This is a genomic window from Bacillus sp. X1(2014) (genome assembly GCF_007678255.1).
This window is the reverse complement of sequence record NZ_VEED01000006.1, coordinates 90,318-117,280: the sequence shown is the minus strand read 5'-3', so window position 1 is coordinate 117,280 and position 26,963 is coordinate 90,318. Positions and strand designations below refer to the sequence as shown.

Below are 26,963 nucleotides of genomic sequence, written 5' to 3'. Positions count from 1 at the left end.
TCATGAGCATCAAAGCTGAAGAAATTAGTTCCCTGATAAAAAAGCAAATTGAAAACTATCAGGCGGAAATTCAAGTAACTGATGTTGGTACAGTTATCTCAATCGGTGACGGTATCGCACGTGTTCACGGCCTTGACAATGTAATGGCTGGAGAACTTGTTGAATTTTCAAATGGCGTTATGGGTATGGCACAAAACCTAGAAGCTAATAACGTCGGTATTATCATTCTTGGACCTTTCACTGAAATCAAAGAAGGTGACGAGGTTCGCCGTACAGGACGCATCATGGAGGTTCCGGTTGGTGAGGAACTTATTGGACGCGTTGTTAACTCACTTGGACAACCAGTTGATGGTATGGGTCCAATCAACACTACAAAAACACGCCCAGTTGAAGCAGTTGCTCCAGGCGTTATGGCTCGTAAATCCGTTCATGAGCCATTACAAACAGGTATCAAAGCGATTGACGCACTTGTGCCAATCGGACGTGGTCAACGTGAGTTAGTTATCGGTGACCGTCAAACAGGTAAAACATCTGTTGCCATCGATACCATCTTGAACCAAAAAGGTCAAAACATGATCTGTATCTATGTTGCGATCGGTCAGAAAGAATCTACAGTTCGTAACGCCGTTGAAACACTTCGTAAATACGGCGCATTAGAATACTCAATCGTTGTTACTGCATCTGCATCACAACCTGCTCCATTGCTTTACTTAGCTCCATATACAGGAGTTTCAATGGCTGAAGAGTTTATGTATGCTGGCAAACACGTATTGATCGTATATGATGATCTTTCTAAACAAGCAGCTGCATACCGTGAGCTTTCCTTGCTGCTTCGTCGTCCTCCAGGTCGTGAAGCATATCCAGGGGATGTATTCTACTTGCACAGCCGCTTACTAGAGCGTGCAGCGAAAATTAACGATACACTTGGTGCTGGTTCAATCACTGCGCTTCCGTTCATTGAAACACAAGCGGGTGACGTTTCAGCTTATATCCCAACAAACGTTATTTCGATTACTGATGGACAAATTTTCTTACAATCTGACTTATTCTTCTCCGGTGTACGTCCGGCGATTAACGCTGGTTTATCCGTATCACGTGTAGGTGGATCTGCACAAATCAAGGCGATGAAAAAGGTATCTGGTACCCTACGTCTTGACCTTGCATCATACCGTGAATTAGAAGCATTTGCTCAGTTTGGATCAGACTTAGATAAAGCAACTCAAGCGAAATTGAATCGTGGGGCACGTACGGTTGAAGTTCTTAAACAAGACCTGCACAAGCCGCTTTCAGTTGAAAAGCAAGTTGCAATCCTTTACGCATTAACACGCGGCTTCCTTGATGATATTCCATTAGAGGACGTACGTCGTTTTGAATCAGAATACCTTAATTGGTTAGACCACAACCGCAAAGAGTTGTTAGACCATATTACAAAAACGAAGGACCTTCCTTCTGATGACGATATGGCTTCTGCAATCAACGCCTTCAAAAAGACGTTTGCAGTTTCCGAACAATAGGGTCTGACATTTAGAACGGTGAGGTGAGCGGCACTGTGTGAAAACTTCACATGATGCCGCGCGCCTTCCAGACATTCTTTGAAAAAGGGTGGTGAGAACCTATGGCTTCATTACGTGAGATAAAAACTCGTATTAATTCAACGAAAAAGACGAGTCAAATTACGAAAGCAATGGAAATGACCTCTGCTGCGAAGTGGAATCGTGCCGTCGTGAATGCAAAGCAATTTGTTCCTTATATGGAAAAAATCCAAGAGGTAACGGCGTCAATCGCGCTTGGCTCAGGCGGAGTAAATCATCCCATGCTGACAAGTCGACCTGTTAAGAAAACCGGTTATGTTGTCATGACTTCTGACAGCGGACTTGCTGGGGCATTTAACAGCAACGTGCTGCGTCGAGTGAGTCAAACAATTAAAGAGCGACATAAATCGAATGATGAATTTGCGATTATTGCAATCGGACGTGTAGCACGTGACTTTTTTGTCAAGCGCGGCATGAATGTAGTCCTTGAAACAATTGGGATTCCAGCTCAGCCGAACTTTGCTGACATTCAAGACATTACCCGTGCAACCGTTGGAATGTTTGCCGATGGCACATTCGATGAACTATATATCTATTACAGCCATTATGTGAGTGCCATTTCACAGGAAGTTCAAGAGAAGAAGCTCCTTCCGCTAACGGATTTAACCGCTTCTAACAAGCCTATTTCCTATACATTTGAGCCGTCTGCAGAAGAAATATTAGAAGTTCTCCTGCCTCAATATGCTGAGAGCTTAATTTTTGGCGCTCTACTAGACAGCAAAGCGAGTGAGCATGCTGCTCGGATGACTGCAATGAGAAATGCAACAGATAATGCAAAAGAACTAATCAATCACTACACACTAGTCTTCAACCGTGCCCGTCAAGCGTCGATTACCCAAGAAATCACAGAAATCGTCGGCGGTGCGGCAGCGCTAGAGTAGGAAATGTAGTTTCTTTAAAATAATTCTAATCTGGTGCCTGAACCAGTATAACTATTTAGATTCGAGCAGGGAACGATTATACCGTTCCCGACTCATTTTGTTCAGCATAGAACAATGCGCGTGGCCACACTGAGTTCATTTTTTAAAAATGCTTTTGGGTGGTTTTTCGCGAAAGAGTAAGTTAGGAGGGAAAACGATGAGCAAAGGACGCGTTCTTCAGATTATGGGTCCGGTTGTTGACGTTAAGTTCGAAAGCGGTCAACTTCCAGCGATTTATAATGCGTTGAGAATTTCAAGTAAAGCGAGTAATGCATCCGAAGTTGATATCAACATTACCCTTGAAGTAGCTCTTCATTTAGGTGATGATACAGTTCGTACGATTGCGATGTCAACGACTGACGGTTTAACTCGTGGAATAGAAGTTGAAGATACTGGTGCACCAATTTCTGTACCAGTTGGTGATGTTACTCTTGGTCGTGTATTTAACGTATTAGGAGAAACAATTGACCTTGATCCTGCAATTCCAGCAAGCGAGCGCCGTGATTCAATTCACCGCGAAGCACCAACATTTGAAAACCTTTCTACTCAGGTAGAAATCCTTGAAACTGGTATTAAAGTAGTAGACTTACTTGCTCCTTATATTAAGGGTGGTAAGATCGGTCTATTTGGTGGTGCCGGTGTAGGTAAAACAGTATTAATCCAGGAATTAATCAACAACATCGCACAAGAGCACGGTGGTATTTCCGTATTCGCTGGTGTTGGTGAGCGTACTCGTGAAGGTAATGACCTTTACCACGAAATGACGGATTCTGGCGTTATCAAGAAAACTGCGATGGTATTCGGACAAATGAACGAGCCGCCTGGCGCACGTATGCGTGTTGCTTTAACTGGTTTGACTATGTCTGAGTATTTCCGTGATGAGCAAGGACAAGACGTGTTGTTCTTCATGGATAACATCTTCCGTTTCACGCAAGCAGGTTCTGAGGTATCCGCGCTACTTGGCCGTATGCCATCAGCGGTAGGTTACCAGCCAACTCTTGCAACTGAGATGGGTAAATTACAAGAACGTATTACATCTACAAACTTAGGATCAGTTACATCGATCCAAGCGATTTATGTACCAGCCGATGACTATACGGATCCGGCTCCGGCTACAACATTCGCTCACTTAGATGCAACAACAAACCTTGAGCGTAAGCTTTCTGAGATGGGTATTTATCCAGCGGTGGATCCTTTGGCTTCAACATCTCGTGCCTTGTCACCTGATATTGTTGGCGAAGAGCACTACAATGTAGCCCGCCAAGTTCAATCAACATTACAACGTTATAAAGAGTTACAAGATATCATCGCAATCCTTGGTATGGATGAACTTAGTGATGATGATAAGTTAACGGTACAACGTGCGCGTCGTATCCAAGTATTCTTATCTCAAAACTTCCACGTTGCTGAGCAGTTTACTGGCCAGCCAGGTTCTTATGTACCTGTTAAAGAAACAGTTCGTGGTTTCAAAGAGATTCTTGAAGGTAAGTATGACCACCTTCCAGAAGATGCGTTCCGTTTGGTTGGACGTATTGAAGACGTGCTTGAGAATGCAAAACGCATGGGCGTTGAGGTCTAAACTGAGCCTGGAGGGTAAAAAATGAAGACGATTAAAGTCAGTATTGTTACTCCCGATGGCCCGGTGTATGAATCAGATGTGGAAATGGTAAGTACTAAGGCAACAAGTGGTGACCTAGGGATTTCTCCTGGCCACATGCCTTTAGTTGCCCCGCTGGAGATTACGTCTGTTCGTCTTAAAAAAGGCGGTAATACGGATTATGTCGCAGTCAGTGGTGGATTTTTAGAGGTCCGTCCTGATCAAGTGACGATTTTAGCTCAATCAGCGGAACTTGCTTCTGAAATTGATGTGGAACGTGCCGTAAGAGCGAAGGAACGTGCAGAACAGCGTATGAGAGATCATCAGGCTGAGCATACCGATTTCAGACGTGCGGAGCTTGCTTTACAGCGTGCCATCAATCGCCTCGCCGTATCGGAAAGAAGATAATATTATAGATAAAACCCCTTTGGTGGCAATTTTCTTTGAAAATTGGTGCTGGAGGGGTTTTTTGTTGCGGATTTGTAATGAAAGATCTCTATTTACCGAGAGAAGGGAAAAAGAGCCACAGTGGTAAATGAAAGAGGTCTCCATTTACCGAAAGAAGGGAAAAAGAGCCACAACGGTAAATGAAAGTGCCCTCCATTTACCGAAAGAAGGGGAAAAGAGCCAAAGCGGTAAATGAAAGAGGTCTCCATTTACCGAGAGAAGGGGAAAAGGCCACAGTGGTAAAGGAGGTCTCCATTTACCGAGAGAAGGGAAAAGTGTTTCAATGGTTATGTGGATTTTTTGCATATTTATGAAGTGATTTTACCATTGCCAGTCTGTGCCTGGCTTTTTCAGTTGGATTTGTTCTCGATAATGGAATATCTGCATGATTTGTTAGTAGATGAATATGATTATAGAAGGACATGTTACTTGTTTTAGATAAATTGCTTTTTCAGAAGAATATAAGGGTATTCCGAAAAAGAGATATTTGGTGAACGTTTTATGACAAATCTCACTGACACTGGTCACATTTTGTTGTTAAATAGAGGTTGTTGTCGTATTTATTAGGTATTTGACCGGGACCTCTATAAGACATGACATTTTCCGCTTTAGCTGCAGTTTGCAAAATTCCCGATTGAAAGTCTCTTTTGATAGCGAGCTCTCAAGAGCCTTTCAACCGTGAATTTCGCGGCGGTTAGAATTCCAATTTTTATGAATAGGGCTTGTCGACATGGGTTTGTAACAATGCTATAATGAATTCGGTTACAATATTCACTAGTATGAAAATTTACAACATTGGAGGGGATGGACATGGAACTTCTAAATGTATATCAGAATAATTATCTGATTGTTTTTGCGTTTCTATGTCTTGGGGTGCTGCTGCCTGTGGTGGCGTTATTTTTAGGTAAGCTTCTGCGTCCGCATAAACCGAGCGAGGCGAAGTATACCACATATGAGAGCGGTATTGATCCATTTCACGATTCCCGTGTACAGTTCAATGTCCGCTATTATATTTTTGCCCTAATGTTTGTTATTTTTGATGTAGAAACCGTGTTTTTATATCCATGGGCCGTTGCCTATGATAAGTTAGGGATTTTTGCGCTAATTGAGATGTTGATTTTTGTTATTATGTTATTAATTGGCCTTGTGTATGCCTGGAAAAAGAAGGTGCTACGATGGAATTAAAACTAGATGGCCTTTCACAACAAGAAATGGCAGAGTTACAGCGAAATGTATTTATGACTACGCTAGAGCAAATTAAAGCTTGGGCTCGGAGCAGTTCGATCTACCCAGTGACATTTGGTCTGGCTTGTTGTGCGATTGAAATGATGGGTGTGGGCGGAGCGAATTATGATTTGGACCGTTCGGGTTCGTTTTTCCGGACGTCACCGCGCCAGTCAGATTGTATGATTGTGTCTGGTACTGTGACGAAGAAGATGGCACCAATTTTACGAAGATTATATGACCAAATGCCCGAGCCAAAGTGGGTCATTGCGATGGGTTCTTGTGCGACAGCAGGTGGGCCGTATGTGAAATCTTATTCAGTTGTTAAGGGAGTCGATCAAATCGTTCCTGTCGATGTATACATACCAGGATGCCCTCCAAACCCAGCCGCTTTAATTTATGGAATCAATAAATTAAAGGAAAAGATTCGCTATGAGGCGAAGACTGGGAAGAAGGTGATCTAACCAATGAGTGGGGAAAAAGATCTTGAACAGTTAAAGAAGGAAGCGGTTGCGAAAGCAAAGGCCGCGGCGGCAGCGAAACGAGCAGCGAAGGCTGCAGGAGAAGCGGAACCAGCTCCTAAGCAAGAAGAGAAGCCAGCCGAGCCAGTTAAAGCCGAAGCTCCAGCATCTGCACCCGCAAATGACGCTGATGATCTAGCGAAAAGAAAGGCCGAGGCAGTCGCGAAGGCGAAGGCAGCAGCTGCAGCAAAACGAGCGGCGATGGAACAAGGCGGCTCTTCAGCACCAGTGGAAGAAACCGCGCCAGCAGAACCGTCTGAACCGGCAGCAAACGATGCAGATGACCTCGCGAAGAAAAAGGCGGCAGCGGTGGCCAAAGCGAAGGCAGCAGCCGCAGCGAAGCGTAAAGCGATGGAGCTTGCGGGCGGAGAAGCCCCAGCCGAAGAAACCGTGCCAGCGGAACCAGAGGCAGACGATGGCGACGATCTCGCGAAGAAAAAAGCAGCAGCGGTAGCGAAAGCAAAAGCAGCAGCAGCAGCAAAGAAAAAAGCGATGGAACTCGCAGGTGGAGCCCCAGCCGAAGAAACTGATGCCCCAGCCGGAGATGATGCCAAGGCGAAAGCGGCAGCAGCGGCCAAGGCGAAAGCAGCTGCAGCGGCCAAAGCAAAAGCAGCAGCTGCTGCAAAAGCTAAAGCAGGCGGAGCTGGAGCAGACGCAGCGGGTGGCGATGATGAGAAAGCAAAAGCAATCGCAGCCGCAAAAGCGAAGGCGAAAGCAGCGGCAGCAGCCAAGGCAAAAGCCGCAGGAGCAGGAAAAGCGGATGACACAGCACCAGCAGCTGCAGAGCAGCCATCACCAAATCAGCCATACCTAGACAAATATGTGAAGGTCATAACTGAGCATCTAGGTGCGGATGTTTTAGAAGATTCTTATATTAATAAACTTTCTAAGGATGTTCCAACCCTTGTGGTGAAGCCTGATACCTATTTCAAAGTAGCTCAATTTTTAAAATACAATGAGCAGTTAGGGTTTGATTATTTATCCGAGCTTCATGGGACAGACTTTGTCACACATATGGAAGTATATGTTCACTTATACTCATACAAAAACCGTCAATCGGTTGCTTTTAAAGTAAAGATTGACCGCAACGAACCAACAATCGAGTCCTTGCAGCCGCTGTGGGCCGGGGCAGAATGGCCTGAGTGTGAAGCCTATGATTTACTTGGAATCAAATTTCCAGGGCATCCGGACTTACGACGTATCCTGCTTGGCGAAGATTGGGTTGGCTATCCACTGCGCAAAGATTATGAGCCGTACGACGTGGAGGTGTAACCAATGATCAGAACAGAAGAAATGATATTAAACGTCGGTCCTCAGCATCCAAGTACACACGGAGTGTTCCGTCTCGTCGTTAAAATTGATGGGGAAATTATTACCGAAGCAACGCCTGTCATCGGTTACTTGCACCGTGGGACAGAAAAATTAGCTGAAAATCTGCAATATACACAGATTATTCCATATACAGACCGGATGGACTATCTATCCTCCATGACTAATAACTATGTGATCTGTCATGCGGTTGAAACGATGATGGGGATTGAAGTGCCTGAACGAGCGGATTTCTTGCGCGTGATTGCGATGGAATTGAACCGGATTGCCAGCCACCTCGTTGCATGGGGTACCTATATCCTTGACCTTGGTGCGACCAGTCCATTCATCTATGCGTTCCGTGACCGGGAAATGATTATCAATATGCTGAATGAATTATCAGGGGCACGCCTGACCTTCAACTATATGCGCGTTGGCGGTGTGAAGTGGGATGCACCTGAAGGCTGGATTGAAAAAGTAGGCAGCTTTGTTCCTTACTTGCGCGGCCAGCTGAAAGGCTATCACGAATTGGTTTCCGGAAACGAAATCTTCCTTGACCGCGTAAAAGGAATTGGGAAGTATACGAAAGAAGAGGCGCTCCAGTATTCATTGAGCGGACCGAATCTTCGCAGTACCGGCGTGAAATGGGATCTCCGTAAAGATGAACCATATTCCGTCTATAATCGTTTTGAATTTGATGTGCCGACTTCAGAAGAAGGCGATTGCTTGGCCCGCTACCATTTGCGCCTGGCTGAGATTGAACAATCCTTGAATATCCTCGAACAAGCCGTGGAACAATTCCCAGCCGAAGGACCGATTTTAGCGAAAGTGCCGAAGATTATAAAGGCACCTAAGGGAGAGGCCTTTGTCCGAATTGAATCACCGCGTGGAGAGATTGGCTGCTATATTTATAGCGACGGCAAAAAAGAACCGTACCGCTTAAAGTTTAGAAGACCGTCCTTCTATAACCTGCAAATTCTCCCGAAACTTTTAAAGGGTGAAAATATTGCAAACATGATCGCTATTTTAGGGGCAGTGGATATTGTCCTTGGGGAGGTTGACGGCTAATGATAGAAGAATTGCTCCAGTCAAGTCCGGGTTGGGCTAACTTTGGAATTTTCTTTTTACTCGGCGCTGTCTTGCTTTTAATTGTATTAGGATTCGTTACCTACGGAATTTTAGCAGAGCGGAAAGTCTTGGGTTACATGCAGCTGCGCCATGGTCCAAACCAGGTCGGCGGTAAATGGGGACTCTTACAAACCGTCGCTGACGTTCTTAAATTGTTACTAAAAGAGGACATCATTCCAAAAGCAGCTGATAAACCATTATTTATCATTGCGCCAGTCATTGCCTTCGCACCGTCGTTTATGGTGCTGGCCACGATGCCGTTCACGGATGCCTTTCAGTTCGCTGATATCGGCGTTGGATTACTTTACTATATCGCGGTAAGCGGATTAACCACCTTCGGCATGCTGCTTGGCGGCTGGGCCTCGAATAACAAGTACGCCCTTTTAGGAGGCATGCGTGCATCAGCCCAGATGATTTCCTACGAAATTCCGCTGGTTATGTCTGTTTTGGGTGTCATCCTTTTAACCGGAAGTTTAAATCTAAATGATATGGTCGAAGCACAAAAGCATGGCTGGTTCATTCTTTTACAGCCAATTGGCTTTATCATCTTTTTTATTGCTTCGATTGCCGAATTAAACCGGACACCTTTTGACCTTCCGGAGTCGGAAAACGAACTAGTTGCTGGATACCATGTCGAATATACCGGATTCCGCTGGGCCTTCTTTATGCTCGCAGAATATGTGTATTTATTCGCAATGTCCGCCTTGATTACCGTTGTTTTCCTAGGGGGATGGCTGGCGCCATTCAGCTTCCTGAACTTTATCCCAGGTGCGGTCTGGTTCGCGGTTAAATTTAGTGTCGTTGTCTTTGTCTATATCTGGCTGCGGGCAACCTTACCGCGTTTCCGCGCTGACAAACTCATGGAATTTGGCTGGAAAGTCCTCCTGCCAATCGCTTTAGCAAACATTTTCTTAACAGCGTTAATTAAGTCACTATTCTTTTAATGGTGCCTGACACCAATAACTATCTTTAAAATGTAAAAGGGGTGAAAAACGTGCTTGGATTAGCAAAAGGCTTGAAATATACCCTAAAGAACTTGACGAAAGAAAAGGTTACTTATGATTATCCGAATAAGCCGATTCCACTGCCAGACCGGTTCCGTGGTATTCAAAAGTTTTATCCGGAGAAGTGTATTGTTTGCAATCAGTGCATGAATATCTGCCCGACTGATTGTATCGATTTGACGGGTAAAAAACATCCGGATCCAACGAAAAAAGGGAAAATCATTGATACCTATGATATTAACTTCGAAATTTGCATCCTATGTGACCTATGTACAGAGGTATGCCCGACAGAAGCGATTATCATGACCAATAACTTTGAGCTCGCTGAATACAGCCGTGACATGTTATTTAAAAACCTAGAATGGTTAGATGAAAACGACGAAAACATACGGCAGGTGAATAAACCATGACCTTTTCGGGGGAATTCCTCGCATTTATGGGGCTCGCACTTGTCGCGATTATCGGCGGTGTGCTGCTTTTAAATCTTACCAAGGTTGTTCATATGGTCGTTTCACTAATCTTCACCTTTGTAGCAATCGCTGGTATTTACGTAGTGCTGTCCGCCGAATTTGTGGCCGCAGTGCAGATCTTAATCTATTCCGGTGCCATTACAATCATTATGCTATTTGGAATCATGTTAACGAAGCATAATGATGAACATGAACCGAAAACAGGCAAATGGAGAAAAATCCTTGTCTTCTTAGGAATTCTCGGCTTTGCGTTTGCCGTGTACCTTGGGATTTACGATTTCAATATTGAACAGGTTCCAACGACCTTGCATGAAAATAACACGATGCAAATTGGTAAAGCACTGTACTCCAAATATATCATTCCATTTGAGTTAACGTCTGTTTTACTATTAGTCGCCCTTGTTGGTTCGATTATTCTTGCGAAAAACGAGAAGAAGGAGGCGGATGATAAATGAGTTCCGTTCCCGCTTCAGCCTTCCTGGCACTTGCATTAATCTTATTTTGCATCGGCTTATACGGTGCACTGACAAAAAGAAATACCGTAATTGTCCTGATTTCGATTGAATTGATGCTGAACGCCGTTAATATTAATCTCGTCACTTTCAGTAAATACGGAATGGCGCCGTCAATCACGGGCCAAATCTTCGCTCTGTTCGCAATCAGCGTTGCAGCAGCCGAAGCAGCCGTTGGTTTAGCGATCTTAATCTCACTTTACCGTGCTAGAAAAACTGTTAACATCGACGAAATGGATACGATGAAAAACTAGGTGTCAGGCACCGCAAAAAGACACTTTGGTCTTTTTGTCCACGAAGGGTGTCAGGTACCAAAATGTACCACAATGGCACCACACTAATAAAAAAGTACCTCTAAAAGGTACGACGACAAAATTGTCTTTCAACAAAATTCGAATGGTGATGTTCGTATCATTCGAAAGGGGATAGTGATAATGATGGAGAATGCATGGCTCATACCGCTTTTCCCGCTATTATCGTTTTTGATCCTTCTTCTTTTCGGGAAGCGACTGAAGGAAGCAAGTGCCTATGTGGGGATTCTCCTCACGCTGGCATCACTTGTCTACTCGATTTTGGTTTTATTCGAGCGCTTCAAAGAGCCGACCTATGTCACGAAATTTGACTGGCTCACGATAGGAGATATGCATCTAACAGCGGGCTTTGAAGTGAATCAATTAAATGCATTAATGCTGTTTATCGTATCGCTCGTAAGTTTCTTAGTACATACCTACTCCAAAGGTTATATGCAAGGAGACGAGCGGTTTCCAGTATTCTATGCCTATTTAGGATTATTTACGTTTGCAATGCTCGGACTGGTTATATCGCCTAACCTGCTGCAAACTTATATTTTCTGGGAACTTGTCGGCGTCGGTTCCTTCCTATTAATCGGTTTTTATTTTTACAAAGACGAAGCAAAAGCAGCCGCTAAAAAAGCGTTCATCATGACTCGGATCGGGGACGTGGGCTTATTTATCGGCATGATTCTGCTATTCTGGGAAACCAAAAGCTTTGAATATAGTGAAATTTTCGCAGCTGTTGATGCCGGTGCGGTGTCAGGCACCATGATTACCTTGACCGCAATTCTGATTTTCATCGGCGCAGTTGGTAAGTCGGGTCAGTTCCCGCTCCACACGTGGCTTCCGGATGCGATGGAAGGTCCGACGCCTGTGTCGGCGTTAATCCACGCGGCGACGATGGTTGCGGCAGGGGTTTACTTGGTTGCGGCACTATTTCCATTGTTTGAGGCGAGCCATACGGCGCTCCTTACGATCGCTGTGATTGGCGCATTTACGGCGATTTTCGCCGCGAGCATTGGTCTTGTGCAAACGGATATCAAACGCGTACTCGCGTATTCAACGGTTTCACAGCTTGGCTACATGATGCTGGCCTTAGGGTCTGCAGGCTATGTGGCAGGGGTATTCCACTTGATGACACATGCCTTCTTCAAGGCGCTTCTGTTCTTGGCAGCCGGTTCTGTCATTCACGCGGTACATACTCAGAACATCGAAGAAATGGGTGGGCTTTGGAAAAAGCTCAAGCTTACCGGACCGCTATTCTTAATCGGAACACTCGCAATCAGTGGTGTCCCAGGACTTTCTGGATTCTTCTCGAAAGATGAAATTTTAGTGGCAGCATGGGAAGGCGGACATCCTGTTCTCTTTTTCTTAGCCCTTGCGGCTGCCTTCATGACGGCATTCTATATGTTCCGCTTGTTCTTCCTGGTCTTTACGGGTGAAGCGCGCGGCAACCAGAAGAATGTCCATGAATCGCCATCCAATATGACCTTACCAATGGTCGTTCTTGGTGTTCTTGCTGTAATCGCTGGTTACGTCAATACACCGTGGTTCGGAACATTCCTTGGTGACTGGCTCGTCGATGGCAACGAAGCGTTGTCACACCAAGGCCACGTTGAAGGCCCGGCTTGGATCATGATCGCGGCAACGGTCGTTTCCTTAGCGGGAATCTTCCTTGCTTACTTGATGTACAACAAACGTTCAATCGCCCGCAACTGGTTAAGTGGCACAGGCGATACGTTACACACAATTCTTTTGAACAAATATTACGTTGACGAGTTTTATCAACTGACAGTTGTGGCCTTCACAAAAGGGGTCAGCTACTTCTTACGTTTCATTGACGTGTTCCTTGTCGAAGGACTTGTCAAAGGCGTGGTCGGAATCGTTCAAGGTCTTGGCGCCGCAGGGTCGAAACTGCAATCCGGACAGGTTCAAACGTACGGTGCGGTGGCCTTTATCGGACTAGCGGTTCTCGTCGTTATCTTTGCATTAACAGGGGGGTACTTACGATGAATTTAACATCCGTTCTTTCACTCCTAGTATTCTCCCCTTTACTAGGTATCGTGCTTTTAGCGTTTATGCCGAAAACAGCAGAAAAACCAATTAAAGCGGTCGGCTTTCTAGCGACCTTGCCAGCCTTGCTGCTGGCCCTGGCTGCTTACCTTCATTTTCAATTTGGTAAGGATCTAGCCGATTTTACGGTCTCAGCCAAGTGGATTCAATTCCATGGGATCAACGCTCCTGAACCATATTTTTCAGTTTACTATGAACTCGGCTTAAGCGGCTTCCAGCTTCTGCTCGTGGTCCTTACAGCGGTAGTTGCGACGCTATCGGCAATTGCCGCAGCAAAGTTTGTGAAAAAGGAATGGAAAGGCTATTTCATGCTGTTCCTGCTTTTAGAGTTAGGAATGCTCGGCGTGTTTACGGCGGAAAACTTAATTCTGTTCTTCATCTTCTTTGAAATCACACTCATTCCGACCTTCTTCTTGATCGGAAAATGGGGTTATTTTGAAAAAGAAAAAGCAGCCTACAGTTTCTTGATTTATAACGGACTAGGTTCTGCGATTCTATTAATTGTGATTATGATTCTTTTTGCAAAAACAGGATCAACCAATATTAACTATTTAACGGAATTGATGGCGAATCCAGATGCACCGCTTTCGAGCGATCTGAAAATGGGCTTATTCATTGGCTTATTGCTGGCGTTTGGTGTCAAATTGCCGATTTTCCCATTACACAGCTGGATGTTAAAAGTTCACGTACAAGCACCGCCATCAGTTGTTATGATTCACTCAGGGATTCTCCTGAAAATAGGTGCGTACGGATTAATTCGTTTTGGAATGGGCATTTTTCCCGAGCAATTCGGAACTCTTGCGACGCTGATTGCTATCCTTGGAGTGATTAACCTCCTCTACGGTGCGTATCTAGCGTTCATTCAAACAGATTTTAAAATGGTTTTAGCTTATTCATCGATTTCTCATATGGGAATTGTGCTAATCGGACTGGCTGCAATGAATGAGGCAGGGATTCAAGGGGCGATTTTCCAAGTGATTTCTCACGGATTGATTTCCGCGCTGTTGTTCTTCTTGGTCGGCGTCCTGTACGAACGCACCGATACGTCACTTATTGAGAATCTCGGCGGAATGGCGAAGGGCATGCCGATTGCAGCTGGCTTCTTGTTGGCTGGCGGGATGGCATCACTTGGCTTGCCAGGGATGTCTGGATTTGTCAGTGAATTTATGGCCTTCCTCGGACTTTTCAGAGAAATGCCGGTGATTGCAGCGGTGGGTACGCTTGGAATTATTATGACGGCGGCTTACTTGCTTCGCGCGGTTTTAGGAATCACATACGGCAAGGCGCATCGTGAATTTACGGGCATCCTTGACTTGAAGGGCGTCGAATTCGTGCCTGTGCTCGTACTTATGCTGTTAATCGTATTAATTGGTGTTTACCCAAGTGTCCTAAGCGCGCCATTAAAAACTACACTTGAAACCATCATGCTAGGGATAGGAGGGTGATGAAGGATGAGTCTTGAAAGCTTGCAGCAATTTCATTGGAGTGCCATGACACCAGAGTTCATCATCCTTGGTGTAGCCGCACTTATTACACTTTTAGATTTATTTATGCCGAAAAACCAAGATCGGAGAATTCTCGGCTGGATCGGAATTGTTGCGATTATCGCTGCAACCGTGTCCGTGCTTAGTTTAGTGGGTGGACCAGTAAGGTCGATTTTGGACGATTCGTTCCGCTTGGATAGTTTTGCGATTGGCTTTAAATTATTGCTTCTTGTGGGGGCAGGTCTGGTTATGCTTTTGGCCGTCAGCTACGAGGCGAAGGATGGTTTAGAGGAATACCGCGGCGAGTTTTATTATTTGTTCTTATCTGCCTTGCTCGGCGGCATGATTATGACTTCGAGCGGCGATTTAATTACGCTGTTCATCGGCTTGGAATTGTTAACTGTTTCTTCCTATATTTTAGCGGGAATCCGCAAGTATCATTTGGAGTCGAATGAATCAGGGATGAAATACGTCATCAATGGCGGAATTTCCACGGCAATCACGCTGTTTGGGATGAGCTATATCTATGGTTTAACCGGCTCAACCAACTTAGTGAAGATTGCTACTAGCCTGACTCAAGTGGCAGACGGCCAACAGGCATACCTGTTAACGCTGGCATTTTTAATGGTACTTGTGGGGTTAGCGTTCAAATTGGGGGCAGCTCCATTCCACATGTGGGCACCTGACGTCTACCAAGGCGCGCCTACACCGGTTACTGCTTTTCTAAGTGTCGTATCAAAAACAGCTGGTTTTGTAATTGTACTTCGGATTTTGTTAACCGTCTTTCTCGCAGCGGCATCGGTCGGCGATCCAGAAAAGCCAATCTTACTGCAAATGCAAGATTACTTGGCCTTTATCGCTGGAGTAACGATGATAATCGGAAACGTGGTGGCATTGAAGCAGTCGAACATTAAACGGATGTTTGCCTATTCTAGTATCGCGCACGCTGGTTATATTCTCGTTGCCTTAACGACGCTGAATTCGAACATCTTTTACTCGATTTGGTTCTACCTGCTGGCTTACTTGCTCATGAACATGGGTGCGTTTGCGATCATTCAGGTCGTTACTGAAAAATCAGGTTCGGCGAAGATAGCTGATTTTGCCGGCTTGTACCGTCGTTCACCTGTGCTTGCAGTCGTTATGGGCATCTTGCTTGTGTCGCTGGCTGGTTTCCCGGGCACAGCAGGTTTTATTGGAAAATTAAACATTTTTATCGGCACATTTTCTGGCCCGACACCACATTATGTGCTCGCTTCATTAATGATTGCGACGACGGTGGTTTCATACTTCTATTATTTTGGTGTGATGACACAAATGTTTTTCCGTCCGGCAAGTGACGACAGCAAGTTCAAAATTCCAGCTGGCATTGTGATCGTGTTGGTTGTCGCAGTCGTCGGTTCAATACTGTTTGGTGTGATGCCGAATTTTGCGTTAGACTTTATGCAAAATAACCTGAATAACCTATCGGACTTTTTCAGTTAGGTTAAGTTAAGTTGGGTGAAAATTAGGATGCTTTGGGGGAAGCAGCCTGTCAAATTAAAGGGGTCTTCATACAGGAAAAAGAAGAGGTTGGGGAGCCTCTTCTTTTTTTATGTTATGAGGGTTACTAAACCAAAAAAGCTGCAAACAACGTAATCGTTGCTGCAGCTTTTTTGCATTTTTTATTAGAATTTGGTATTCAAGGCTGGATTTCGATCTCTAATGGTCTCATATCGTGATTCTTCTTTATCAGGTGTTGGTTCCACGTCTATAGGAGCCTCTTGCACCATATCCTTATCAGTGTGATCTCTCTTATTAACTAGGACTAGAATCTTTCCTTCTTCAACAGACTCTTGATAATACTTGGCGTCATCGTCTGGAATTCCAAGTCCGATCAGTGCGCCTGCTAGTCCGCCTACACCAGCTCCTGTTAAAGCACCCATGATGCTTGCTGCAATAGGACCTGCGGCGACAATCGGGCCAATCCCTGGGATGGCAAGAGCGCCAAGTCCAGCTAATAATCCGGTCGCACCACCAATTGCTCCACCTGTTAGCGCGCCAGTGGCAGCCGTGTCTTCAACGGCAGTACCTGTTTCTTCTGTGATGGTATCTAAGTGATTGTGATCTTTACCGATTACACTGATTTCTGACTTATCGTATCCCCATTTTATCAGGTCCTCAATGGCGGCAATCGCCTCTTGTTCCGATTGATACACACCTACAATATTCTTCCCATGCTTGTCCATTTTTTCTCCTCCTCTAGTTTAATAGGTTGGATAAATGCTATTTTGATAGGGTATCTTTCACTTCGCCTACGCCTTCTTTTACTTTACCTTTCGCTTTATCGACTTTTCCTTCTACAACTTTTGAATCATCATCTGTTAAGCGTCCCCATTGTTCTTTTGCCTCACCTTTTACTTGATCAACACTGCCAGAAAATTTATCTTTATTCATATTGTTTAGCCTCCTAGTATTAGTTATCTAATTCATCTTTCTTTTCGCCATCGCTAACACCATTATCTTGGTCTACTCCATCACCAACACCGTCCTCTTTCAATTTTTTCTCCACATTATTCACTGCCTCTTCAATGTTCTGTTTCGCATCGTCCATTGTTGCGTTGGCTTCCTTCTTTGTATCAGTGTCTACTGCATCTTTTTCTTGTCCATCACTGATTCCGTTATCCTGGTCGACCCCATCACCACATCCAGCTAGCCCGCCGAATGTTAGCGATACAGCCAGTCCGCCAACTAGTAATCGTTTCTTCCAACTCATTTGCATTGGTAGCTCCTCCTTCTAATTGAACTGTTTAGAAGTGCAAGTCTGCCTTGCATATTGGTTATATTCCCGCTGCAAAGAACTTGAAACCTCATTTTTTCCTAAGTGGGTCTTTCTTTAGGCTCCAAATGATATTCCTTCTATTAAATGCCCTTTTTTGAAAAAATATAATTTTTAAAAACTAGGTTTCGATTCAAAAATACGGGTTATATATCCTAATAGAAAACTTACTTACGTAAATAAGTTGAAACAGAATAACAGAAAAGGAGTGCGATAGGATGGAGATGGATCAAATGATGACTGGATGGTACTCATATTTTCAACAGCTGCCGAACTTGCTGTTTGCTCTATTGGTATTATTGGTTGGCTGGCTAATTGCTAAGTTTATTGGAAAAGGTGTGGAATCACTTTTAAAGAAAACAAGCTTCGATGATCGGCTGTTTTCCAACCTAGGAAAGAGGAAATACTCATCTGAAACTATTATTGGAAAAATAGTTTATTATATTTTACTAGTGTTTGTCTGGATTATCTTTTTCAATATGCTTAATCTAAGCTTCATTGCCACACCACTTGTGGAAATGTTATCAACGATTACAGCGGCCGTTCCTAATGTTCTAAAAGCTGCTCTTATTTTATTGCTAGCATGGGGAGTTGCCTCGCTGCTGCGCCTCTTGTTTAAAAAAGGGACAGCCATGATTCATGGCGAACGTCTCTTAGTAAAATGGAAGATGGCAAATAATGAAGCGGAGGCCGTAAGAAAGGTTAACAGTATTGGTAAGGTTCTTTTCTACTTTGTTTTCTTATTATTTTTACCAGGGGTATTGGATGCACTGCAAATGGAAGGCGTTTCAGAACCTTTCGCCAACACCCTAGGAACTTTGTTAGCTTTTATTCCTAAGTTATTTGCTGCTGCACTGATTGTTTTTATCGGCTGGTTGATTGCCAAAATAGTCCGCGATATTCTAACAAACTTTTTAAGTAGTGTCGGTACGGAGAGGCTTGGCCACCGTTTTGGTCTAAACACTAAAGGAGACGGAACCAGTCTTTCAGGTATGATCGGAAATATTGCGCTTATCTTAGTCTTAATTCCTACGATTATTACAGCACTAGAAAAGCTTGATTTAAAAGGAATTTCTGACCCGGCCATTTCGATGCTTCATCATGTGCTCTCGCTCATTCCCAACATCGCTGTTGCGGTCATCTTAATCTTAGCGGGCTTATGGCTTGGAAAATGGGTTGAAAAAGTGGTTTCGCAAATGCTGTGGCGTTTACGATTTAACAACATCTTTCACCATATGGGTATTGGTTCGTTAAATCCCGAGCAGTCCAAATACAATCTTTCGCAAATCGTTGGGATGATTGCAAAGATTGTGATTGTCTTATTATTTACAGTGGAAGCATTACAAATTGTTCACCTAGAATTCTTAGTCACTCTAGCAACAGGCGTGATTGCCTATTTACCGATGATACTGGCTGCACTAGTGATCTTAGGAATTGGTTTATATTTAGGGCATTTAGTCGAGCGTATTTTACAAAATGTTTTAAAAAGCAGCTACTCACGGACACTTGCAGCAGTGGGGAAATATGCAATCTTCGCGATTACAGTCTTTATGGCATTAGACCAGCTTGAAGTTGCACATTCAATCGTAAATGCTGCCTTTATTCTCGTTTTAGGCGGTGTGGCCCTAGCATTTGGTCTGGCGTTTGGCCTAGGAGGAAGGGAATTCGCTAGCAAATATCTAGATAAGCTAGATAATAAGATAGACAAAAAAATAATCGAATAAAAGAAGGATAACAATCCGAAACTCAGATAACTTCGGATTGTTATTTTTTATAAAAAGAGAGGGAGTGAAGCTTCTCTTGACGATAATAAATTTACTTTTAATTGTAGCATTAATCGCATTGACTGGATTTTTCGTCGCAGTTGAATTTGCAATGGTAAAAGTACGTCCATCGAGAATTGATCAATTGATTGCGGAAGGAAAGAAGGGAGCTGTTGCGGCCAAAAGGGTCGTCACCCATTTGGATGAATATTTATCAGCCTGTCAACTAGGGATAACCGTGACCGCACTAGGACTGGGGTGGCTGGGAGAACCAACCGTTGAAAAACTATTGCATCCATTCTTAGCGGCACTAGACCTCAATCAATCGGTGACACATATTTTATCCGTTAGTTTTGCCTTTGCGTTAGTTACCTTTTTCCATGTAGTAGCGGGGGAATTAGCACCGAAAACGGTGGCAATTCAAAAAGCAGAGGCGATCACGCTTTTGTTCGCAGTGCCAATTATCTGGTTTAACAAAATCATGTTTCCATTTATTTGGCTCTTAAATGGTTCGGCCCGGCTGCTAACGGGGATTTTTGGATTAAAGCATTCATCGGAACACGAAGGAGCTCATTCTGAAGAAGAGCTGCGAATCCTCTTGTCAGAAAGCTATCAGAGCGGTGAGATTAATCAAAATGAATTACGATATGTGAACAATATTTTTGAATTTGATGAGAGAATGGCAAAGGAAATCATGGTGCCTCGGCCCGAGATAAGCAGTATACCAATGGATGCAACGGTGAATGAGGTCTTAAAAAGGGTGAATGATGAAAATTTTACCCGCTATCCTGTTATGGATGGGGATAAGGATCACATAATCGGCATTATTAACGTGAAATCGCTGTTAACGTCGATTATGATGACTACAGATAATCTGGATGTGTTGCAGGTAAGTTCCTTTATCAATCCCGTGATTCATGTGATGGAAACTACTCCCATTCATGATTTATTGGTGAAAATGCAAAAAGAACGTACACATATGGCTATTCTCATTGATGAATACGGCGGGACCTCAGGTTTGGTTACGGTTGAAGATATTATTGAGGAAATCGTTGGAGAAGTGAGAGATGAGTTCGATGCCGATGAGGTGGCCGAGATTCAAAAGATAGAGGAGAACCATTATGTAGTGGACGGAAAATTATTGATTGAGGACGTGAACGATTTACTAGGGATCAACTTAGCCGATCAAGATATTGATACGATTGGCGGCTGGTATCTGACTCAAAACTCTGATGCGCCAATAGGCAGTAAGGTGGAATCGGATGGGTACGTGTTCCAGGCCATTGCTAGTAAGGGTTATCACATTTTGAATGTGGAAGTGAAGAAGATATGAACGAAAAAAGCCTCGGATTGAGGCTTTTTTGGCTATCCGATAGTAAAAAGTGGTTATGCGCCAGTAAACGGGGGCTAGCCGACAGTAAAGCCAGGTTATCCGCCAGTAAATGACGACCATCCGCCAGTAACCAGCTACTATCCGCTAGTAACCGCTGTCCGCTGCTGATTCTTAAGCTTTTTCTCCATGATCTTAATATCATGATGAAAGAGCTTGGTTAAAATCTCTTTATCTCCATATAAAAGCAGCTGATCACCTTCATGTATTTTTTCGTTGTAGATATTTCCTCGGATCTTCAATTGACCTCTTTTGATAAAAAGCAAAACAAACTCTAGCCGCTCCTGATCATTAACCAGTTGGTTCACAGTCTTATATACAAGCAAAGAGTCGGTATAGATATGCAGATTAAGCAGGTATTCATTCTTTTCTGTTAAAAAAACTTCCCGAATCGGCAGATCGCCAAGGTCGACATGCTGCTTCATCTCTCTATGAAATAATCTCGATAACAGGGTCTGAATGCAGGCAAGCTTTAATACCGCAAAGATAAGCACGACGCCTCCTGTAATGTAAAAAATATGGTACATCCGCAGATCATCCGAAAGGAAATTACTGATTGTGGAAATAATCACGGCAAGGGAGAAGGCTCCGAACAGGATAAGGAATGTAGCGAGTTTTCTGCGAATCGGATGACCTAAAATAAGCTCAGATTCCTCCGTTGTGAAGCCCGTGCCGGTCATCAACGAAATCACCTGAAATCTTGACACCTTTATATTGAGCCCTGTTAATCGAAATAAAACGACATAAATTTCAATAACAGCCGTAATGATGATGAAATAGACGAGTAAAAAAAATAAATTCATCCTGCCACCACCCTCAATGTAATCAAAAAATTAGTTGGGGTAACTATCTACCCCAACCGCTTATCATTGCATTTTCTCATTATAAAATTGAACGGAATACATCGCCCCTTCGCTGACCATGTTATTATCTTCTACATCATGCGGGTGGGGGTGTCCTCCTTTTTCAATCGGTAATTCTTCACTTTTATCAAACGGAGAAGGCTTAATTTTCCGTTTCCAGTCTCTAAGTACACTTTCCGCTTTTAGTCGGTTCGGTTTAGATGATAGCCACATCGCGGCCGAAGCTCCCATTCCAGCAGCGACAATAATCGATGTAACAGGTACCATACGTTTCATATTAAAACCTCCTATTAGATACTCTTAAAATAGCACTTTACAAAAAAGTTCTATTTCTAGTAGTAATACCCGCTTCTGCTTCCATTAAACCTTTTTCCTGAAGTTTCATTGATTCCAGATTAGGGGATATAGAAATAAAAAACAGTGAGAAAGGAGAAACAATGGCTATCGATTGGAAATGGTATCAGGTTAAGAAGGATGAGGATGAACACATCCAACCGATTTTCAAACAGGACCGCTCCGGATGTAACGAATGGCTGAATCAAGTGCGCAAAAATAAAACCAATTCCTTAAGGATAAAAATTCTTGATTCAGGTGAGAAAGTGGTGACGGGTTCGCTTATTTATAAGCAAAATTTTGAAGAGGAAGGAGACTACAAAATTTTTCATTATTATGTAACGGAAGATCAGCTGATTACCGTTGACCTTAATTTTTCCGGTTTAAAACATATCCATCCCGAACCGCTTTTTAAGCAAGTGAAGAAGGCTGAAAACGCAGTCGAGGGATTTTTTATGCTCCTTGGAGAAATGATGAATGAAATGTTATATGAGATCGATCAATTTGAAGAAGAGCTTAAAACATTAATCTGGAGTATCCGAAAGAGGAATGGAACGAGCATTCTTGAAAAAATTTATATGCGCAGGCATGAGCTTTTGGTCTGGAAGAGTCTCTTGATTCCGATTAACGAGTTAAAGATCGGGATTGAGGAAATTGAACTAAATGAGGTAAGCAGGAAGGAGATTTTTACGCTTCTTGTCAAACGGATTGAGCGGATGACCGCGCTGCTCAACGAGTACGAACATGAACTGGATTCGATTATTAATCTAGAAGAGGTCATTTCCTCTCATCGCGGTAACGAAATTATGAAAACCTTAACAGTGATTACGATCCTTTTTACCCCGATTATGGCACTTGGGGCTTTATGGGGAATGAATTTCAAGCAGATGCCTGAACTAGAATGGCGGTACGGCTATCTTCTCTCGGTCATTTTAATCGTTATCTCGACGCTCCTGCTCTATGGCTATTTAAAATTTAAAGGCTGGACAGGCGATCTCTTAAAAGGAAAAATGAAAGATTCCTATTTTAAATAATCAATTGGCTTGTCCCTGAGTAGGGGCAGGCTCAATTCAAAAAAAGAACGGCCCTGTGAAAGGGCCGTTACTTCGCATAGGCTGCTATTGCTGCGGATCGGGTGTTTGGTTTTCTTCCTTCTTCAGCTCAGGACCGGTTTTTTCCTCTTCCATTTCCTTGCCAAGCCTCTTTATTTCCTCTAGATTCTGTGCCATCGAGCTATTGTTTTCACCCTTTACCTTCTCTTGTAACTCACTTTTTTTAGTATCCATTTGAACTCCTCTCCTTTGTGAACATCTTAATCTGGATATACCCGATTTCTTAATCATGAAACCTAACAAGTTTGCTAGGAAAATAGGTCGATTCGTCTAACTTGAATATTTTGGTATAATATTGGGACTAGATTATATTTTTTTAGCCTTGTTGATTGGAGCGGAAGGCACGAAGACTCCTGCGGGAGGACGGGGCAGGGGAGACCCCGCAGGCGTTTGCGCCGAGGAGGCTCCCCGGACCGCCCGCGGAAAGCGAAGTGCCTGGAGCGGAAATCAACAGCCAAGTTTAACAGAGATTTTTTTAAAAAAGAAAGGTTTAGTCTTTGAAATTAGGGGTATATACACTATAAATCTTTCAGGGGTGATGATGATAATGAATATAACCATAGATAAACATGAACATGATGAGGAAATGGTGGTGCTTGTGGCGGGGGAAATTGATGCGTACACGGCGCCAAAGCTTAGAGAGGAACTATTGTCGCTGGCGGAAGCGGGAAATAAGTCAATTACTGTTAATCTACAGGATGTGTCCTATTTAGATAGTACCGGTCTGGGTGTGTTTGTAGGAGTATTTAAACAGCTAAAGGCAAATGGCGGCGAATTAAGGCTGATTCATTTGTCAGATCGACTAAAACGGCTGTTTGAGATTACCGGCTTAAGTAATGTCATGAACATTTCTTCAACAACCGAGGAGGGAAGACAATGAGCCAAGTGATGGATTATATCGAAATGAAAATTCCTGCCAAGCCGGAGTATGTGGGTGTAATTCGTTTGACGTTGTCGGGAATCGCCAGCCGGATGGGTTTTACATATGAGGAAATTGAAGATATTAAGATCGCGGTGAGTGAAGCTTGTACGAACGCTGTCCATCATGCTTATCCCAACGGCGAAGGCGGAGAAGTGATTGTCGGATTTGGCATTTATGAAGACAAGCTAGAAACGATGGTATCTGATAGCGGAAAGAGCTTTAATTTTACCCAGAAGAAAAACGAATTAGGTCCCTATACAGAAGCAAGTACAGTGGAGCAGCTGGCAGAGGGAGGGTTAGGGCTATATTTAATCGAAACGCTTATGGATGAAGTGAGTGTTGCGAATCATTCCGGGGTAACGGTCTTCATGGTGAAGTATCTAAGTGGGGAGCGTGAAAATCATGACACAACCATCTCTACCCAAGAAACGAACTAGGGAAGAAATTGATGCCCTGATCGTCGAGTTTCAGCAGAACGAATGCCCACTTGCGCAAACCATCTTAGTCGAACATTACACGGCACTGATCGGGAGTCTTGCGCGAAAATATTCAAAGGGGAAATCGTTTCACGAGGACCTTGTGCAAGTGGGGATGATTGGGTTATTGGGAGCAATCAGAAGATTTGACCCAGACATGGGCAAACCTTTCGAGTCGTATTTAATTCCAACCGTTATTGGCGAAATTAAGCGGTTCCTCAGGGATAAAACGTGGAGCATCCATGTGCCGAGACGGATCAAAGATTTATGGCCAAAGATTAAAACGGTGGTGGACGAGCTGACCAATCACTATCAGCGTTCTCCGAAGGTCCAGGAAATCGCGGATTATTTAGAGATCTCCGAAGAGGAAGTATTAGAAGCGATGGAAATGGGAAAAAGTTATCAATCAGCATCTGTAGATCAAACGATTGAAACGGGTTCGGATGGGAGTACGTCGACGACCTTAGACATTGTCGGATCCGATGATGAAGGCTTCGAAAAAGTCGACCAAAAGCTCCTGCTCGAGAGTGCGATGCATGTTCTATCAGAGCGGGAAAAGGAAATCATCCACTACACGTTTGTCGCAAATAAAAGTCAAAAGGAAACGGGTGAGCTTTTGGGGATTTCGCAGATGCATGTGTCTCGTCTTTTAAAAAAGGCAATCGAGAAGTTACGAAAGGCACTCGCTTATGATGCTTATCAAGGAGTCAATGATGCTTGAATGGATAAAGGTGCCTGACACTGCAAAGTAGTTCTTTGGTGTCAGGCACCATATAAACGAACTGACGCATGGGAAAGGGGGGATTGTTATGGCCATGAAAATTGCGGTGGTTGATGATAATCAAACCAATCTAATGATTATCGAGAAAATTCTGCGTAAGGCTGGCTATAATAGGCTGGTTCTGCTGACATCTGCCAATGAATTATATCAATGTTTGCAGCTAGATGCGGTAAATGCCGAGGAAGTTCAGTTCGATTTAATACTAATGGATTTGATGATGCCGGAAATTGACGGAATGGAAGCGTGTAGAACGGTTCTAGCGGATAAGAGGTACTCTGACCTGCCCATCATCTTCGTTACAGCCATGGGGGATTCCAATAAAATGGCCGAGGCGATGGATGCAGGTGCGCTCGATTATGTCCTGAAACCCATTAATAAAGTGGAACTGCTGGCACGGATTCGTTCTGTCCTCCGGTTAAAGCAAGAGAAGGACTTACGAAAGGAAAGAGATAGACGGCTCCAATATGAGCTGGACCTGGCTAAGCAGGTGCAAGGAAGCATCCTTAGTGATCCGATTGAAGAAGAGGATGTTACGATTTCGGCTATCTATAAGCCTTCATTTGAGCTGGCTGGAGACCTGTATGCCTGGTATCCGATCAGTGAACACCGTTATGGTGTAATTTTGCTTGATATGATGGGGCATGGAATTTCATCCTCACTCGTCTGTATGTACATATATTCGGCATTGAAAGATACGATTACGGGGATGTCTGATCCAGAGAAGGTCATGAAGGAACTGAATCGGCGGATGTATCAGCTGCAAATGCCAGATCATTTGATTAACTATTATTTCACCGCAATTTACCTGGTGCTCGACACAGAAACGCAAACCATCGAGTACGTCAATGCTGGTCATCCAGCGGGAATTGCCATCGTTGATGATGAGGTAAAACTATTAACGGACGGATGCTGTGCCCTGGGCTTTTTTGAAGATATCGATGTAACCAAAGGTGTTATTCCTTACAAGCGGGGCGCGCGGACGCTGCTCTTTACCGATGGGCTGTCGGAATGGCTCGAGGAGGATTATGAGGATGCGATTGCTAGGCTCATCAGCACCTTACAAGAGAAAGACATGGACAATCCTGATTCGTTCCTTCATCAGCTGCAGCCAAGTATGGAGCCGCACAATGCTCCGAAAGATGACCTTTGCTTGGTAATGATTTCTACTAACGTTTAAAAAATACAAGGGTGTCAGCGGGAAAGCTGACACCCTGTTTTGGTGGGGGTTGCTGAAAAAATTGTTGCTTAGGCGTGCTGGTTGGGAGGGGCGTACTAATTGTGCCCTCGAGCCAGCTTTTTAGGAGGAGAGGGGAACAAATAGGTATTAATTGTGCCCACTCACCTGTTTTTTTGGAGGAGAAGGGAACAATTAACCATTAATTGTTCCCGCTCGCCCACTTTTTAGAAGAAGACGGGAACAATTCCCCGCTACCTCCATCTAATTCTATTCCGCCAGATAGGCTTCGAGCATCCATCTGTGTTTTTCTAAGGAAGTGCGGACCGCTATGAACAGATCTGCTGTCGGTTGATCCTCGTTGTCCTCGGCTAGACTGATTCCCTCTGTCAGTTCGGTGCAGACGGTGTTAAAATCGTCAGCTAGGCTCTTGATCATTCCCTCGGCGTTTTCGTCGCCGGCTGCTTCCTTGATGGAAGAGATTTGTAATTGCTCTTTAAGTGTCGCCGTTGGTAAAGCCCCTAGCGACAGCATTCGTTCAGCAATGGTATCGAGATGGAGTGCTGATTCCTTATACAATTCTTCAAATTTTGGGTGGAGCGTGAAGAAATTTTCTCCTTTAACATACCAGTGGTAGTGGTGCAGCTTCATATAAAGCACTGAGAAATTTGCGACCTGTGTGTTAAGAGTCTCTGTTACTACATTGTTTTTTTCTTTCACTTTTGCCATGTTCATTACCTCCGTATGTTGGAATAGTGTTG

General features: G+C 43.9%; 29 protein-coding genes. 22 read left to right on the top strand and 7 right to left on the bottom strand.

Annotated features, from left to right (window positions below; genetic code table 11):
* Window positions 1-2: 2 nt before the first annotated feature.
* From atpA to nuoN, 15 genes are all read left to right on the top strand, one after another.
* The gene (gene atpA / locus FS608_RS13665) at window positions 3-1,514 is read left to right on the top strand and encodes a F0F1 ATP synthase subunit alpha (RefSeq protein ID WP_026568221.1); all 1,512 of its coding nucleotides are present in this window, start codon (window positions 3-5) and stop codon (window positions 1,512-1,514) included.
* Window positions 1,515-1,615: 101 nt separating this feature from the next.
* On the top strand, window positions 1,616-2,473 hold the full coding sequence (gene atpG, locus FS608_RS13660) for an ATP synthase F1 subunit gamma (protein ID WP_144551634.1): 858 nt from the start codon (window positions 1,616-1,618) through the stop codon (window positions 2,471-2,473).
* A 196-nt stretch (window positions 2,474-2,669) separates the two neighbouring features.
* Window positions 2,670-4,091 (top strand): F0F1 ATP synthase subunit beta, encoded by a 1,422-nt coding sequence (gene atpD / locus FS608_RS13655; RefSeq protein ID WP_144551631.1) that lies wholly within the window; start codon window positions 2,670-2,672, stop codon window positions 4,089-4,091.
* Between the two features lie 21 nt (window positions 4,092-4,112).
* Entirely contained in the window at window positions 4,113-4,517 is a 405-nt protein-coding gene (locus tag FS608_RS13650) for a F0F1 ATP synthase subunit epsilon (RefSeq protein WP_144551628.1), read from the top strand.
* An 849-nt stretch (window positions 4,518-5,366) separates the two neighbouring features.
* On the top strand, window positions 5,367-5,741 hold the full coding sequence (locus FS608_RS13645; protein ID WP_144551625.1) for an NADH-quinone oxidoreductase subunit A: 375 nt from the start codon (window positions 5,367-5,369) through the stop codon (window positions 5,739-5,741).
* The gene (locus tag FS608_RS13640) at window positions 5,732-6,244 is read left to right on the top strand and encodes a NuoB/complex I 20 kDa subunit family protein (RefSeq protein ID WP_026568237.1); all 513 of its coding nucleotides are present in this window, start codon (window positions 5,732-5,734) and stop codon (window positions 6,242-6,244) included. Before FS608_RS13645 ends, FS608_RS13640 begins: the two co-directional genes overlap by 10 nt.
* Window positions 6,245-6,247: 3 nt before the next feature.
* The gene (locus FS608_RS13635; RefSeq protein ID WP_144551622.1) at window positions 6,248-7,573 is read left to right on the top strand and encodes an NADH-quinone oxidoreductase subunit C; all 1,326 of its coding nucleotides are present in this window, start codon (window positions 6,248-6,250) and stop codon (window positions 7,571-7,573) included.
* 3 nt (window positions 7,574-7,576) lie between these two features.
* On the top strand, window positions 7,577-8,677 hold the full coding sequence (locus FS608_RS13630) for an NADH-quinone oxidoreductase subunit D (protein WP_144551619.1): 1,101 nt from the start codon (window positions 7,577-7,579) through the stop codon (window positions 8,675-8,677).
* Window positions 8,677-9,681, top strand: coding sequence for an NADH-quinone oxidoreductase subunit NuoH (nuoH, locus tag FS608_RS13625; RefSeq protein WP_144551616.1), 1,005 nt, complete (start codon window positions 8,677-8,679; stop codon window positions 9,679-9,681). The genes FS608_RS13630 and nuoH overlap by 1 nt, the downstream gene beginning before the upstream one ends.
* A 50-nt stretch (window positions 9,682-9,731) precedes the next feature.
* Window positions 9,732-10,151: an NADH-quinone oxidoreductase subunit NuoI gene (gene nuoI, locus FS608_RS13620; protein ID WP_144551613.1), complete on the top strand. Its 420-nt coding sequence runs from the start codon at window positions 9,732-9,734 to the stop codon at window positions 10,149-10,151.
* Entirely contained in the window at window positions 10,148-10,666 is a 519-nt protein-coding gene (locus tag FS608_RS13615; protein ID WP_144551610.1) for an NADH-quinone oxidoreductase subunit J, read from the top strand. Before nuoI ends, FS608_RS13615 begins: the two co-directional genes overlap by 4 nt.
* Window positions 10,663-10,977 carry an NADH-quinone oxidoreductase subunit NuoK gene (nuoK, locus tag FS608_RS13610; protein WP_026568243.1) on the top strand — a complete coding sequence of 105 codons (315 nt, stop codon included), beginning with the start codon at window positions 10,663-10,665 and terminating at the stop codon, window positions 10,975-10,977. Before FS608_RS13615 ends, nuoK begins: the two co-directional genes overlap by 4 nt.
* Window positions 10,978-11,157: 180 nt before the next feature.
* Complete coding sequence (gene nuoL, locus FS608_RS13605; RefSeq protein WP_144551607.1) at window positions 11,158-13,029, top strand: NADH-quinone oxidoreductase subunit L; 1,872 nt, start codon at window positions 11,158-11,160, stop codon at window positions 13,027-13,029.
* On the top strand, window positions 13,026-14,534 hold the full coding sequence (locus tag FS608_RS13600) for an NADH-quinone oxidoreductase subunit M (RefSeq protein WP_144551604.1): 1,509 nt from the start codon (window positions 13,026-13,028) through the stop codon (window positions 14,532-14,534). Before nuoL ends, FS608_RS13600 begins: the two co-directional genes overlap by 4 nt.
* A gap of 6 nt (window positions 14,535-14,540) precedes the next feature.
* Window positions 14,541-16,055: an NADH-quinone oxidoreductase subunit NuoN gene (gene nuoN / locus FS608_RS13595; protein WP_144551602.1), complete on the top strand. Its 1,515-nt coding sequence runs from the start codon at window positions 14,541-14,543 to the stop codon at window positions 16,053-16,055.
* Window positions 16,056-16,237: 182 nt separating this feature from the next.
* Here the strand turns inward: nuoN and FS608_RS13590 are convergent, their stop codons facing one another.
* The 3 genes from FS608_RS13590 to FS608_RS13580 are packed head-to-tail and all read right to left on the bottom strand — an operon-like array spanning window position 16,238 to window position 17,331.
* Entirely contained in the window at window positions 16,238-16,798 is a 561-nt protein-coding gene (locus FS608_RS13590; protein ID WP_144551599.1) for a general stress protein, read from the bottom strand.
* A 37-nt stretch (window positions 16,799-16,835) separates the two neighbouring features.
* A complete protein-coding gene (locus tag FS608_RS13585) occupies window positions 16,836-17,006 on the bottom strand; it encodes a CsbD family protein (RefSeq protein ID WP_144551595.1) in 171 nt (56 codons plus the stop codon).
* Window positions 17,007-17,025: 19 nt separating this feature from the next.
* Window positions 17,026-17,331, bottom strand: a complete 306-nt coding sequence (locus FS608_RS13580; RefSeq protein ID WP_144551592.1) for a hypothetical protein — start codon at window positions 17,329-17,331, stop codon at window positions 17,026-17,028.
* A 275-nt stretch (window positions 17,332-17,606) separates the two neighbouring features.
* Here FS608_RS13580 and FS608_RS13575 point away from each other — a divergent pair, with 275 nt between their 5' ends.
* Together FS608_RS13575 and FS608_RS13570 are read left to right on the top strand one after the other, a co-directional pair.
* A complete protein-coding gene (locus FS608_RS13575; RefSeq protein ID WP_144551589.1) occupies window positions 17,607-19,112 on the top strand; it encodes a mechanosensitive ion channel in 1,506 nt (501 codons plus the stop codon).
* 76 nt (window positions 19,113-19,188) lie between these two features.
* Window positions 19,189-20,484 carry a hemolysin family protein gene (locus tag FS608_RS13570; RefSeq protein ID WP_144551586.1) on the top strand — a complete coding sequence of 432 codons (1,296 nt, stop codon included), beginning with the start codon at window positions 19,189-19,191 and terminating at the stop codon, window positions 20,482-20,484.
* A 137-nt stretch (window positions 20,485-20,621) separates the two neighbouring features.
* On the opposite strand, the gene FS608_RS13565 is transcribed toward FS608_RS13570, so the two are convergent.
* Both FS608_RS13565 and FS608_RS13560 read right to left on the bottom strand, forming a co-directional pair.
* Complete coding sequence (locus FS608_RS13565; protein ID WP_144550803.1) at window positions 20,622-21,344, bottom strand: hypothetical protein; 723 nt, start codon at window positions 21,342-21,344, stop codon at window positions 20,622-20,624.
* A gap of 63 nt (window positions 21,345-21,407) precedes the next feature.
* Complete coding sequence (locus FS608_RS13560; protein ID WP_144550802.1) at window positions 21,408-21,680, bottom strand: hypothetical protein; 273 nt, start codon at window positions 21,678-21,680, stop codon at window positions 21,408-21,410.
* 161 nt (window positions 21,681-21,841) lie between these two features.
* Here FS608_RS13560 and FS608_RS13555 point away from each other — a divergent pair, with 161 nt between their 5' ends.
* Entirely contained in the window at window positions 21,842-22,771 is a 930-nt protein-coding gene (locus FS608_RS13555) for a magnesium transporter CorA family protein (protein WP_144550801.1), read from the top strand.
* An 84-nt stretch (window positions 22,772-22,855) separates the two neighbouring features.
* On the opposite strand, the gene FS608_RS30270 is transcribed toward FS608_RS13555, so the two are convergent.
* Window positions 22,856-23,023 (bottom strand): hypothetical protein, encoded by a 168-nt coding sequence (locus tag FS608_RS30270; RefSeq protein WP_186328727.1) that lies wholly within the window; start codon window positions 23,021-23,023, stop codon window positions 22,856-22,858.
* Window positions 23,024-23,174: 151 nt separating this feature from the next.
* Here FS608_RS30270 and FS608_RS31640 point away from each other — a divergent pair, with 151 nt between their 5' ends.
* The 4 genes from FS608_RS31640 (at window position 23,175) to FS608_RS13530 (ending at window position 26,205) form a co-directional block, all read left to right on the top strand.
* A complete protein-coding gene (locus FS608_RS31640; protein WP_313958715.1) occupies window positions 23,175-23,729 on the top strand; it encodes an anti-sigma factor antagonist in 555 nt (184 codons plus the stop codon).
* On the top strand, window positions 23,726-24,208 hold the full coding sequence (gene rsbW, locus FS608_RS13540) for an anti-sigma B factor RsbW (protein WP_144550800.1): 483 nt from the start codon (window positions 23,726-23,728) through the stop codon (window positions 24,206-24,208). Before FS608_RS31640 ends, rsbW begins: the two co-directional genes overlap by 4 nt.
* Window positions 24,174-24,968 carry an RNA polymerase sigma factor SigB gene (gene sigB, locus FS608_RS13535; RefSeq protein ID WP_144550799.1) on the top strand — a complete coding sequence of 265 codons (795 nt, stop codon included), beginning with the start codon at window positions 24,174-24,176 and terminating at the stop codon, window positions 24,966-24,968. The genes rsbW and sigB overlap by 35 nt, the downstream gene beginning before the upstream one ends.
* 94 nt (window positions 24,969-25,062) lie before the next feature.
* Window positions 25,063-26,205 carry a PP2C family protein-serine/threonine phosphatase gene (locus FS608_RS13530; protein ID WP_144552132.1) on the top strand — a complete coding sequence of 381 codons (1,143 nt, stop codon included), beginning with the start codon at window positions 25,063-25,065 and terminating at the stop codon, window positions 26,203-26,205.
* 267 nt (window positions 26,206-26,472) lie between these two features.
* Here the strand turns inward: FS608_RS13530 and FS608_RS13525 are convergent, their stop codons facing one another.
* A complete protein-coding gene (locus FS608_RS13525; RefSeq protein ID WP_144550798.1) occupies window positions 26,473-26,931 on the bottom strand; it encodes a Dps family protein in 459 nt (152 codons plus the stop codon).
* Between the last annotated feature and the right edge of the window lie 32 nt (window positions 26,932-26,963).